The organism is Archangium gephyra (assembly GCF_042230915.1).
Classification (GTDB): domain Bacteria; phylum Myxococcota; class Myxococcia; order Myxococcales; family Myxococcaceae; genus Archangium; species Archangium gephyra_B.
In genome coordinates, this window is sequence record NZ_CP102578.1 from 1,667,468 (window position 1) to 1,680,137 (window position 12,670).

Annotated in this window: 8 protein-coding genes; 3 read left to right on the plus strand and 5 right to left on the minus strand. The window is 69.3% G+C overall.

All coding sequences use genetic code 11. The annotated features are described in order from the left end of the window. Positions 1 to 2: 2 nt before the first annotated feature. From NR798_RS06695 to NR798_RS06715, 5 genes are all read right to left on the minus strand, one after another. The gene (locus NR798_RS06695; RefSeq protein WP_375770585.1) at positions 3 to 4,475 is read right to left on the minus strand and encodes an AMP-binding protein; all 4,473 of its coding nucleotides are present in this window, start codon (positions 4,473 to 4,475) and stop codon (positions 3 to 5) included. Positions 4,476 to 4,647: 172 nt separating this feature from the next. Next, on the minus strand, positions 4,648 to 5,679 hold the full coding sequence (locus tag NR798_RS06700; RefSeq protein WP_375770586.1) for a heparin lyase I family protein: 1,032 nt from the start codon (positions 5,677 to 5,679) through the stop codon (positions 4,648 to 4,650). Positions 5,680 to 5,860: 181 nt separating this feature from the next. After that, complete coding sequence (fghA, locus tag NR798_RS06705; RefSeq protein WP_375770587.1) at positions 5,861 to 6,712, minus strand: S-formylglutathione hydrolase; 852 nt, start codon at positions 6,710 to 6,712, stop codon at positions 5,861 to 5,863. Next, positions 6,712 to 7,821: an S-(hydroxymethyl)glutathione dehydrogenase/class III alcohol dehydrogenase gene (locus NR798_RS06710; RefSeq protein ID WP_375770588.1), complete on the minus strand. Its 1,110-nt coding sequence runs from the start codon at positions 7,819 to 7,821 to the stop codon at positions 6,712 to 6,714. Before NR798_RS06710 ends, fghA begins: the two co-directional genes overlap by 1 nt. 1,259 nt (positions 7,822 to 9,080) lie before the next feature. After that, a complete protein-coding gene (locus NR798_RS06715) occupies positions 9,081 to 9,713 on the minus strand; it encodes a CHRD domain-containing protein (protein ID WP_375770589.1) in 633 nt (210 codons plus the stop codon). A gap of 134 nt (positions 9,714 to 9,847) precedes the next feature. Here NR798_RS06715 and NR798_RS06720 point away from each other — a divergent pair, with 134 nt between their 5' ends. The 3 genes from NR798_RS06720 to NR798_RS06730 all read left to right on the plus strand — a co-directional run bounded on the left by NR798_RS06720 (position 9,848) and on the right by NR798_RS06730 (position 12,638). After that, entirely contained in the window at positions 9,848 to 10,732 is an 885-nt protein-coding gene (locus NR798_RS06720) for a LysR family transcriptional regulator (protein WP_375770590.1), read from the plus strand. A 281-nt stretch (positions 10,733 to 11,013) separates the two neighbouring features. Continuing rightward, positions 11,014 to 11,622: a hypothetical protein gene (locus NR798_RS06725; protein ID WP_375770591.1), complete on the plus strand. Its 609-nt coding sequence runs from the start codon at positions 11,014 to 11,016 to the stop codon at positions 11,620 to 11,622. Positions 11,623 to 11,663: 41 nt separating this feature from the next. Beyond that, positions 11,664 to 12,638, plus strand: coding sequence for a type VI immunity family protein (locus tag NR798_RS06730; protein WP_375770592.1), 975 nt, complete (start codon positions 11,664 to 11,666; stop codon positions 12,636 to 12,638). Positions 12,639 to 12,670: the final 32 nt, after the last annotated feature.

Sequence of the window (12,670 nt, forward strand, 5' to 3'; positions counted from 1 at the left end):
GGTTACCGTTGTCCCGCGCCGAAGCGGGAGCGGAACATGGCCACCAAGTCCTCATCCAGGACGTAATCCTCGATGTAGAGCCGGGCGGCCTCGAAGCGCAGCTCGCGCAGCTTGCGGTAGTGCAGGTCGAGGTCCCGCGGCGTCGGGGTCCCCACCAGACACGGCGCGTCCTCGAAGCGTGAGCTGAGGATGCTGGAGAAGACGCACCCCATGAGCGTGTCGTCGAGCGGGTGCAGCAGCTTGAGCGCGGCGCGGATTTTGTGGTCCCAGCCGGTGGCGAAGGTGATCTCCCGGATTTCGCCGACGGGCCGGTGGCTGCGGATGGCGCCGGCCTCGGTGAAGAGGACGTCGCGGCGCTCCTGGAAGCGGCGGATGGCGCGGCGCGGGTCGAAGCAGTGGGGCGCCGAGTCATCCACCACGAGCGTGCCGGGGCGCAGCCTGTCCACGTCGACGAGGTTGGCGGCGCTGGTGGCGCTGAGGAGGAAGGAGGCCGCGTACACCTCGTCGGGCACGGTGCTGCCGGAGATGCACGTCACCTCCATCTTGCCCCGGAAGCCCAGCTCCGACACCAGCTCCTCGGTGAGGCGCAGCAGGTGCTCGCGCTTGGCGGGGATGTCGCACAGCTGGAGGACGCGCGGGTGGGGCAGCGTGCGCAGCAGCAGGCGGAGGATGGCGGTGCCGATGGAGCCGGCGCCGAGGAGCGCCACGTGCTCGTCCTCCAGCCTGCGGCCCCCGGCGCGCAGCACCTGCTCCACCATCATCACGAAGCAGGCGGCGGTGGTGGCGTGGCCGGTAGTGAAGCGGGGCAGCCCGGAGCGGCCGGTGGTGGCCTCCTGGAGGGCGCGCCCGTAGTCGGTGGCCGAGGGCACCAGGCCCGTGAGGGACACGGTGTCGGCGCCCAGCCGCGCGGCCTCCTCGAGTCCCCGCACCACGGCGTCCACGGTGCGCTGCTTGTCCACGTAGAGGGCGGCGTCCTCCAGCGGCAGCACGATGAGCCCGATGCGGCCGAGGAACGTCTCGTACACGCTGACGAGCGAGGCCTCGCCGTGGAGGCAGTCGCGGATGAACTCGCGGGGCGTGAGCCGCAGCTGCTCCAGGAAGGCGCGGGGCAGGGTGGCGAGCGCGGCCGAGTCCACGGAGAGCTTCGCGCTGTACTCCACCTTGCGCGCGGGCCGGCGCTCCTCGGCACCTCCCACGTCGTTGTAGACATCCGCGACGGCCAGCAGGTGCACGGCGCTCTCGGGCAGGGTGGGCCCGGCGTAGTAGAGCGAGAACAGCACCTTTTCGAAGAGCACCGGGAAGGACAGGTTGGAGGAGACGAGCTCCTCCAGCCGCGGGTCCAACGTGCCGCGCAGTCCGTGGCGCTGCTCGCGCAGGTGCACCTTGAGGCGCTCCCAGATGTGGAGGACGGAGAGCATCTCCAGGAAGTCGGGGCGCTGGAACTGGTGGGGGAAGGGGCTGGGGAGCGTGGTGGTGCCGTTGCTCTCGGCGGTGAGGAAGACGCGGACGGTGTGCGCCAGCAGGTTCAGCATGGCGAGGAAGCTGGCGTAGAACTCCCTGTCGCTCCCGAGCTGGCGCATGGGGATGACGGAGTCCAGGTCCGCGAAGGTGCCGTTGAGGAGCACGTTCTGCGGCTCGATGCACTGCCCGTTCTTGAAGTGCTGGATGTCGCTGGGGAAGTAGCCGAGCAGCAGCAGGCGCGCGGCGAGCCGCACCCAGGAGTCGACGACGGCCTCGGGGTCCAGGTTGTGCTTGAGGGTGGCGTAGACGAGGCGCGTGTTGGAGAAGCCGCCCGAGCCGGTGCGCTGGCTCTCCTGGGCGAGCGTGCCGGCGAAGTGGCTCACGCGCGGGAAGGGCGCCTTGGGGAACCAGTACACGTAGCAGGCGAGCCCGTCGCGCAGCTCGTTCTGGGCGATGGTAAGCGTGAAGCCGGACAGCAGCGGCAACAGCCGCGAGCGGAAGCGCGCCACCACCTCCTCGGACCAGCGCACCACCAGCAGGGGCAAGGGCAGCCCGCCGGGCTCGTGGTACTCCTCCAGGAAGCGGCCCTGCAGCTCGGCGGCGCGCTGCGCCTCGTTGAGCGCCTCGGGCAGCGTGACGGCCCCGGGCACCTTGCGCTCCTGGATGAGGAAGTACTCCAGCGTGTTCGTCACCGAGTGCTTCGCGAAGCGCTCGAAGAGCCGCTGCTGGAGGAGCTGGAAGAAGCCGATCTGGTCATCGCACCGCACCTCGGCGCCCTTGATGGCCAGCACGCTTTCGCCAGGGCCGCGCCGGTAGAAGGAACGGAAGTGGCCCTGGGGCCGGAAGAAGCCCTCGGTGTCGAAGGTGCCATTGGTGGGCGGCACGGGAATGTCCCGCTTCATCCGCTCCAGCTCCTCGGCCACCCAGGGCTCGGCCTCGCGCAGGTAGCGCCAGAGCGCGGGGGCATCGCGCGCCACGTCCCAGGCGATGGAGAAGGGGCCCGACTCCGCGCGCGGCTTGCGCGTGCCCAGCACCTCCAGCAACTGCCCGAGCGGATGGCCCAGCAGCTCCTCCATCCGCAGCGTGAGCCCGTACCGGCTCTCCAGCAACTGCTGCAATTCGAGCTGGCGCATCGAGTCCAGCCCGAGCTCCGCCAGGGTGCGCCGTGGATCCAACGCCTCGGGGGCGATGCCGATGAGGCGGGCGAGCTGCTCGCGCAGGAAGGCGGAGGGGCTCGCGTCGGTGGACTCGGCGCGGGGGGGCGCGAGCCGGGCCGTGTGCAGCACGTCCAGCGTGCCCGCGAGGTAGTCCTGTTTGCAGGCGTTGCGCTGAATCTTGCCGCTGGACGTCTTGGGCATGGTGCCGTGGCGCACCAGCACCAGCGTGTCCAGGTGGATGCCGTGCGCGGCGGCCACCGATTGCCGGGCGGCGTGCGTGATGTCCTCGAGGCTGTCGCTCTCGCGCTCGCGATAGACCTCCTGCACGACGACGAGCCGCTCCTCCTGCCCGGAGTCGATGGAGAAGGCGGCGCCGCAGCCGGGGCGCAGCGCGGGGTGGCTCTCCTCGACGGTGCGCTCCAGGTCCTGCGGGTAGTGGTTGCGGCCCCGGATGATGATCAGATCCTTGAGGCGGCCGGCGAAGAACAGCTCGCCGTCCTGGAGGAAGCCCAGGTCCCCCGTGCGCAGCCAGGGGCCATCCCCGGTGTCGGCACGCAAGGCGCGGAAGGTGTGAGCGGTCTCCTCGGGGCGGTTCCAGTAGCCCTGGGCCACGCTGGGGCCCGACACCCAGATCTCCCCCACCCGGTCCGAGGAGCAGCGCGTGCGCGTGACGGGGTCCACGATGACGACCTGCCCCTCCAGCCACGGGCGGCCCAGGCCCACCATGCGCCGCGAGCCCGGCGTCCCCTCGGGCAGCTCGACGACCCACCAGGACTCCAGCGCCGCGCCGTCCACCGTGCGCACCGCGCGGCGCGTCCCCTGGAAGCCGCCCGTCACCATGAGCGTGGCCTCGGCCAGGCCGTAGAGGGGGCGCAGCACATCCGAGCGCAGGCCGCTGGAGGCGAACGCCCGGGTGAAGCGCTCCAGGGTGTCCGCGCGCACGGGCTCGGCGGCGTTGAAGGCATAGCTCCAGCTGCTGAGGTCCAGCCCCTCGCGCTGCTCCGGCGTCACCTTGCGCGCGCACAGATCGAAGGCGAAGTTGGGCCCGCCGCTCAGCGTGCCGCGGTAGCGGGAGATGGCCCGCAGCCAGCGCACCGGCTTCTGCAGGAAGGACTCGGGCGGCAGCAGCACGATGGGAAAGCCCGCGTACACCGGTTGCAGCACGCAGCCGATGAGCCCCATGTCGTGGTACATCGGCAGCCAGCTCACGCCCACCGAGTCCTCGGTGCTGCCGAAGGCCCGCTGGATGATGGCGGAGTTGTGCAGCAGGTTGCCGTGCGTGAGCAGCACGCCCTTGGGCACGGCGGTGGAGCCCGAGGTGTACTGGATGAAGGCGAGCGTGCTGGACGTCACCTCCGGGGGCCGCCACGCCTGCTCACCCTTCGGCTCCAGCGCGTCGGTGGCCACCCAGCGCAGCGAGGCCAGCTCCGGCGCGTGGCTGGTGAGCCCGTCCACCAGATCGCGGATGGCGCCGGTGGTGAGCACCAGGGTGGCCTGGGCGTCCTGGGCGATGGCGCGCAGCCGCGGCAGCGTGCGGTGCAGGCGCGTCGGGTCCGGCGGGTACACCGGCACCGCCACGACTCCGGCGTACAGCGCCCCGAAGAAGGCGGCGGCGTAGTCCACCCCGAAAGGGTAGAGCAGCAGCGCGCGCTCCCCGGCCGCTGCCGAGCGTTGGAGCGTGGCGGCGATGGCCCGCGCCTGCCGGTCCAGCTCCGCGAAGTCCAGCTGCCGCGTCTCCGTCTCTCCATCTTCCAGGAGGGTGAAGACGCGGCGCGAGGGCTGCTCCTGTGCCCTCCTCCGCAGAATGTCCACAAAGGTCGAGCCGGGCTCGCGCCGCACCAATGCCAGGGGCTTCATGTCTCTCGGCACCGCGAAGGGGGGGAGACGCCGCGCGGGGGACGCGGCGCTGCCGGCGGACAGGGGGGTTGCCCACCGACGGACGGATCTTCATCCGCCCGCCCGTGGGCTTCAATGGCGGTGGGCGAAGCCTGGATGCTCCGGGTGGGGCACGGACACCCCACCCGGGTCCCTAGCGACGCCGTGATAGACGGGCTTGAGCGGGCGCGGCCTTCTTGCGCCGGCTGAGCAGCGTGGCCATGGCCAGCCCCGCGGCGACGAGCAGCGGCATGCCACCGGTCGAGGAGGCACCGCAGCTCGAGGGCGGCAGCGCCGTCCCCGCGCCAGCGAGCGCCGCGTCATCCGGGATGATGCCACCCGTGCCCGGGACGGAGTCCGAGCCGGGCACCTGGGCGATCGGCCCGGCCTCCTCGGTGGGAGGATCTCCCTCGCCGGAGGCGCCCTCGTTCGGCACGGGCGCCGGGGCCGGGGTGGGCTCCGGGGTGGCGACGACGGGGGCCGGCATCACGTCCTCCAGGCGCGTGGCCTGGGCGAAGCCGTCGTGGAAGACCACGCCCTCGGGGGCGATGGACTCGTCGCGGTAGAGGCCCATCTTGAGGTAGTTGAGCTGGCCCGAGTACTGCGTGGCCACCTTCATCAGGGGCAGCACGACCTTGCCGTTGTGGTACAGCTCGACGAAGCCAGTCTTCGGATCCGGCGACCACTTCACGTGCAGCACGAAGTCATTCCACTGCTCGCGCTTGAGCGGGGCCGTCCAGACGATCTTCCCGCTGCTGCCGCCCACGCGCAGGCGCAGCTGATCATCCACCACGTAGAACTCGAGCGGCGGCGAGCCACCGCTGCCGTCGTGGTGCCACTGGGTGAAGATCTGCCACTTGGGCGAGCGCGGGAAGCTGCTCGGGAAGAGGGTGCTCCACTTGTAGAAGAACTCCGAGCCGGCCGCCTCGCGATCCAGGTAGAGCAGCTCGTTGCGGTTGCCGCTCGCGTTGATGGGATCATCGCCTTGGCGGACGATCGTCTTCAGCGCATAGCGGCCCTCTCGCACCGGCGAGCTGACCACCTGCAGGCGGCTCGAGGAGACACTCTGCTCGCGGTCCCACTGCGAGAGGTTGCCAGTCTCGAAATCTCCCCTCCAATTCGTGGAGGCGGTCGCCAGGGTGGGCAGCAGCAGCGCGAAGGGGGCAAGTCTCAGCAATCGCTTCAAGCTCGGTCCTTTCGTTCCGTTTGGGTCCCCACGGACAAACGGAATGCCTTCCCCCTTCCCGGCGTGCTCCCCTGTCAGCCCTCCCTGGAGCAGGACCTTCCTGGCCTCCTCGTACGGCTTCCCGCCACACGAGCCCCTCGCCGGAAGCCCGTCCGGCGAGGAGGCACGTGCCCTCACGATTTCAGGCGGTTAGGGCCGCGGCGTGGTGGCGGAGGTGGTCCGCCATGAAGGTCGAGACGAAGTAGTAGCCGTGGTCGTACCCATCCTGGGAACGGAGCGTCAGGGGCTGCCCCGCCTGGTCGCAGGCCTCACGGAGGAGCTCGGGTTTGAGCTGCTCCACGAGGAACTTGTCGCGCGTGCCCTGGTCCACCAGCAGGGGCGGGAGACGCGTGCGCGCCGAGCGGATGAGCTCGGTGGAGTCCCACTGCTTCCAGGCCTCGGTGTCGGCGCCGAAGTAGGTGCGGAAGGCCTTCTGTCCCCAGGGCACGCGCATGGGCGCGCAGATGGGGGCGAAGGCGGAGACGGAGCGGTAGCGGCCGGGCTGGCGCAGGGCGCATACGAGGGCGCCATGTCCTCCCATGGAGTGGCCGAAGATGCCCTCGCGGTCCATGCGGGCGGGGAAGTGCTTCCCGATGAGGCCGGGCAGCTCACCGATGACGTAGCTGAACATGCGGAAGCGCGAGGCCCAGGGCTGCTGGGTGGCGTCCACGTAGAAGCCGGCGGCGGTGCCCACCTCCCAGTCGGCGTTCTCGTTGGGAATGCCGGTATCGCGCGGGCTGGTGTCGGGCACCACGAGCATCAGCCCCAGCTCGGCGGCGAGCCGGTGCGCGCCGGCCTTGATCTGGAAGGTCTCCTCGGTGCACGTGAGGCCCGAGAGGAAGTAGAGCACGGGCACCTTGCCCGCCTGGGCCTGCGGGGGCACGTAGACGGAGAAGCGCATCTCGCCGCCGCACACCGCCGAGTCATGGCGGTAGTAGGAGACGGTGCCTCCGAAGCAGCGGTGCTCGGAGGCGAGCCGGAGGGCCGCGTCCATCAGTAGGTCACCACGGCGCGGATGGACTCGCCCCGGTGCATCAGGTCGAAGCCCTCGTTGATGCGCTCCAGGGGGAGGGTGTGCGTGATGAGCGGGTCGATCTGGATCTTCCCGTCCATGTACCAGTCGACGATGCGGGGCACGTCGGTGCGGCCGCGGGCGCCGCCGAAGGCACTGCCCTTCCACACGCGCCCGGTGACGAGCTGGAAGGGGCGGGTGCTGATCTCCTGTCCGGCCGCGGCCACGCCGATGATGATGCTCTCGCCCCAGCCGCGGTGGCAGCACTCGAGCGCCTGCCGCATGGTCGTCACGTTGCCGATGCACTCGAAGCTGTAGTCGGCGCCGCCGCCCGTGAGGTTGACGAGGTAGGGCACCAGGTCCGCGCCCACCTCCTTCGGGTTGACGAAGTGCGTGAGGCCGAACTTCTCGGCCATCTCGCGCCGGGCGGGGTTGAGGTCCACGCCGACGATCTGATCCGCGCCCACCATGCGGCAGGCCTGCACCACGTTGAGGCCGATGCCGCCCAGGCCGAAGACGACCACTCGGGCGCCCGCCTCCACCTTGGCGGTGTAGATGACGGCGCCAATGCCCGTGGTCACCCCGCAGCCGATGTAGCAGACCTTGTCGAAGGGGGCGTCCTCGCGAATCTTCGCCACGGCGATCTCGGGGAGCACCGTGTGGGTCGCGAAGGTGGACGTGCCCATGTAGTGGTGGACGGGGTCCTTGCCGATCCGGAAGCGGCTGGTGCCATCGGGCATGAGCCCCTTGCCCTGCGTGGCGCGGATGGCGGTACAGAGGTTCGTCTTCTGCGACAGGCACGACTTACACTGGCGGCACTCGGGCGTGTAGAGCGGGATGACGTGGTCACCCTTCTTCAGCGAGGTAACGCCGGGCCCCACGCCCACCACCACGCCCGCGCCCTCGTGGCCGAGGATGCTGGGGAAGAGGCCCTCCGGGTCCTTGCCCGAGAGCGTGTACGCGTCCGTGTGGCAGATGCCGGTGGCCTTCAGCTCGATGAGGACCTCGCCGGCCTTGGGGCCTTCGAGGTGCACCGTCTCGATGCGCAGGGGCTTGCCGGGTTCGAATGCCACCGCTGCCTTGATGTCCATGCTCGTGTCCTCCAGGGATGTAGCGGGTTGCGTCGGACGGTAGCTAGCACGTGCGAAGCCCGGGGGCTTCACCGGCCGAAGAATTGCGCTTCCCGACAGTCGCGGTAACACATGTCCGGATTTGCTGGTCATCGAGTAGCACCGGACGAGGCGCATGAGCGGCGTGGCCGACAGAGCGAGGGCGGTGGGGCGGCCCGGCGGGACGAGTGTCCTGCTGGTGTCGCTGCTGCTCGTCGTGTCGGCCTCCGGGTGCGGCCAGCTGGACGATTCCATTGATTCCCTCACCCTCCAGCTGGAGGAGTGGGGCCGGCACCGGCACGACACCGCCGGGAAGTCCGGACAGGGCACGGCTCTCCCGCACCAGGCCTCGGTGCGTGAGTGGGAGCCGGAGCCCGCGCAGCGCTCCGCCCGGGTACGGGGGACGCTCATCGCGGGCCTCGCGTTCAGCCGCGAGGACACCGCAACAGGGGAGACCGGGCTTCAACGGTCTCCGACGGGTCAGGAGGCACAGCCTCCGAGGCAGGCCCGGAGAGACGAGTCCCCGCAGGTGAAGAAGGGACTCTCACCCGGTGTCGGGTCCGCCATGGCGCGGACACGGGTCGCCGCGCCCGAGGGAATGGCGCGGTCGTTGGCCTCCGGTCTTCGGCCGGTGAAGGCCATCCGCCAGGCAGTCAGCGTGAGCGCACCGCGGCTGCCAGGCGTTGTCCGGGGCAGGTGGATCCAATCCACCGAGCCTTCGGACGTGGAGCGCCCGCTGATGGGCGATGCCTCCCCTCCACAACTCCTCCTCGCGCGCCTGGGAACGCCGGGGAGACGCTCACCTGAAGCGGTGGGCCGACCATCGAACCCAGAGAAGCCACCACGGCCCGTCGTGAACGGGAGTGCTACTGGAGGGCTCGTGCTCGCGCGCGGGCCCGGCCCCCCGCCTCGGGTGCAACAGGTGCGGCGGGAGGATGCACGGCGGGGCTTCGGCCCGAGCGCCGGGCCCCTGCACGCCTCCGCGAGGCGTGGACGTGTCGTGGCGCGTGTACCCCCAGGCCGGCAGAGGGCACTGGCAGAGGTGCGTCCTGAATGGGACGCCGGGCCGCCTCGACGTGGGCGTGTCCCGGGTGAACTGGCGCGACGCGATCCAGAACACCCGCCGGAACATCGCGTCGGACCTCCGATTGGAGTTCGCGCTGAACCGCGCGCTCGACGAGCCATTGCGGGCTCATCGGCCGCGTGGCGAGGACGCGTGCGAAGAGAGCGGGGCCGCTCGGCTACTCCTGGACGGGGTAGAGCTGCCCGCGCATCTCTCCGTAATAGGTGTGCGCCTTGGTGTGGAGGTTGAAATAGAGCACGCCCTTCTTCGCGAGGTACTCGAGGCCGGCGAGCGTCTTGGTCTGTCCTGGGAGTCCCAGCTCGGCGGGGCAGCCCTCGGGCAGCGAGGGCTTCAGGCCCGGCATGTCCTTGACGAAGACGACGTTCTTGTTGGTGAGCTCCACGGAGAACTTGCCCTCCGAGAACTTCTTCGCCGGGCTTCCGGACTCGCCGAAGTCCACGATGATGGGGCCGAGGACTCCCGGTGGGCCGCAGTGGATGTGGAACATGCGGATGTCGTCGGGGTTCACGCCCTGGATGTTGACCTCGACATAGGCCTTGCTCAGGTCCTTGGCGAACCGGAGCTGCCCGTGGCCCCGGGACTTGCGGCTCTCGCGAGGGGTTGATGGGGCCGTGGAGCCGAGGCTCTTCTCCAGGGGCTTGGGGACCTCCGTCTCCTCACCGGGCTCCTGGGCGGGGCTCATCCAGGCCTCGTAGACGGTGAAGGTGGTGGCGCCGAGGGCAGGGTCCTTGGCGTGGGCGGGCAGGGTGGACAGGGCGAGAGCGAAGGCGAGGGCCGTGGGCGTGCGCATGGTGCGTTCCTCTTTGGGAGTGGCGGCTTCCTTCGTAACCCCAGCGGCGCGCGGGCGATGGCCGAAGACGGACATGCGATGGCCGTGCGCTGGACAGCGGCCCTCGCGGTAGCGATGGCCAGCGAGGCATGGGCATGGATCTGGAAGAGTTGCGCGCCTTTCTCGACGTGGTGGAGACGGGCTCGTTCCTGGCCGCCGCGGAGTCCCTGGGCGTGTCGCGCACGACCTTGCGGCGGCGAGTCGAGGCACTCGAGGCGCGGGCGGGCGTGGCGCTCCTCAAGAGCACGCGCCAGGGCATCGTCCTGACCGAAGCCGGTGAGGTGCTCGCCCAGCGCGGGCGGGTGATGATGCAGGAGACGAGCGCGCTGCTGGCGTCCATCCGCGAGGTGGGGCAGGCGCCCTCGGGGGTGCTCCGGCTGGTGCTGCCCGTGGGGCTGCCGCCGCACCTCCTCACGCCGCTCTTCGGGCTGTTGCGGAGCACCTATCCGCAGCTGCGCGTCCACGCCCGTTTCAGCGGGGATCCCCTGGGCGAGCCGCTGGATGGCGTGGACATGGCGTTCCACTTCGGGGAGGACACGCCTCGGGGGCCGTGGCTGTCCCTGGTGGTGTTGCGCGTGCGAGAAGGGCTGATCGCCAGCAAGGAGTACCTGGAGCGGCGAGGCACCCCGCGCTCGGTCCAGGAGCTGCGAGACCACGAGCTGTTCGCCTGGGAGGCGCCGGGGGACGATGCGCGCACGTGGCCCACGTTCCGGGGCACCACGTTCACGGTCGAGCCGGCGCTCATCACGGCGGACATCCACCTGATCCGCTCCTGCTGCATCGCGGGGCTGGGGATTGGACTGGTGCCCAGCGTGGAGCTGGCCGATCCGAACATTCCAGAGGACCTGCTGGTGCCCGTGCTGCCCGAGGTGGTGGGGCGGGAGCGCCCGGTGCGCATCAGCGTGCCCGAGGCGCTCTCCGAGATTCCGAAGATCAAGCAGGTGCTCACGCACATCCGGCGATCGCTGGCGCCGCTGTGAGCCGGAGGCGTCGTCTGGTCATGCACCGTGGGTTTTCGTTGATTGCTCTTCTGCTTCTCGTGTCGTGCGCTACTCCAGAGACCTTCGTCTTTGCTGGGCCGTCCGGCCCTCCCGCGTTCGGGGCTGGCTGGGGACTTCCCCGTGCGGGTGCTCCGAGCCAGTACCATCAGTCGTGCTCGACTCCAGCGGGTGCTGCCGTCTGCAACGCACCGGCGCCTTCCAGCACTGGGGAAATCCTCATTCCAGCGGCTGGTAGAGCCGTCCGGGTTGGGGCAACCGCCGTGCGAGTCGTCGAGGCTGTCGAGGGCTACATCACCCTCGAGCGGTTGCTGACCGAGGCGGAAGTGGGCGAGGTGGAAGACATCCTGAAGGACTGTGCGAAGCAAGCCGAGGCGGACGTCAACCAGGCTGCCCAGAAGCGTGATGACATCGGCAGGTTCGAGAATGGCCAGTTTCCCAACGAGAATGAATGCAAGAGGGTCCTCCGCTTCAATGGGGATGAGGAAGTGACGCTCGCCAGGGAGCTCGGGAGTCTGAAACACACGGCTGCCTTCGACTGCGTGAAGGGCCGCCTCTCTCAAAGGTTTCCGGACAATTTTTCCATTGAGCCCAGGTACCGGCGAGATCCAGAGCCGGGTACCCATGGCTATATTCTGACCGATCGGAAGATTGGCTCTCTCAAGCCGGATTTCGTTCTGCATTTCACGCGGAATGCGACCCGCATACAGTGCGTCTTTGATTTCAAATTCCCATGCCTTCCCAGACGAATGGGAAACCCATTGGGCGACCCGGATACCCTCCAGCAGCTTCTGAGCTACAAGCCTTTGAGCATTGAATGCCGGCCCGCGGTTGTTACTCCTCAGTTGGGGATTACCCGCCTACCGCAATGACGCACCGCTACCCCCGAATCCGTCCTGTAGGCATGCCCCCCGTGGACGACGAACGCGGCGAAGAGCTGCTCGCCCGTGAGGTCGTCCGGCTCGCGTTCTATCTGCCGCATGATCATCCGGACATCGCCTCGGGCGTCAGCCTTGCCCTGGACAGCTACATGCACGCTGTCGGGGAAGGCTCCGAGACCATCAACGAGGCTTTCGTCGATGACGACGAGGGGGCTCCGCTTTCACCAGAACGGTGGACGTCAATCCGGCGGCGTCTCCGGCCCGAGCGCCATTGGCGCTTCGCTGACGACTACAGCGAGTCCTATGCGAATCGAGTGGAGAAAAGGCGCTACGAAACGCAGCTCTTCCTCGATGGAGGCGGCGCTCGCAACGGCTACAGCTTCCGGTATCGAGCGCGCATCCCATGGCGGACGCCCGCTCCGAACAAGGTGAGTCTGCTGACGGCGACTGTTCCCACCGAGTACCTGGAGGACCGTGGACCCGCCAGCGTGGCCAGGCTCGCTCGCACGATGGCTTCCCAGCTTCGATTCACCACGGGGCACGCGGGCCTCTCCCTCCAACTCTACTGGCCCTTGAGGTCCACGGATGACTCCCTTCGTGCCACGGCCTTCCGTCATCCAGGCATCGACCTGCGTCCAGCCTGGCTTTGGGAGGAGGACGTAGGCCTCCATGTGGATGGCGTCCACTGGCTGAACTTCTTCGCTCCGCCCGTGCTCGCGAAGCTTGGAGGCGCGCGGGAACTCCGAGCGCGGCTGCGCTCTGGCGGCACGCTTGTCGAGGAACTCGACGGTGAGCGCGTCATCGTCGCGCTGGGGGAGTGGCCTGAGTCGGGCGACCTGCACCAGGGGCGTGTCCTGCCTGCCTACCGGGAGCTCGCACACGTTCTCGAGCCACTGCTCGAACCCCTGGAGCGGGCATCTCCATCCACCTGGCTGGCGGCTGGGAATTCCTTCATGCACTTCACGGAGGAAGAGGCCCTGGGGTGGTGGCGCCGCTTCCTCGACTGAGAAGCAAGCCCACTCCGGGCCTTGCGGCGATG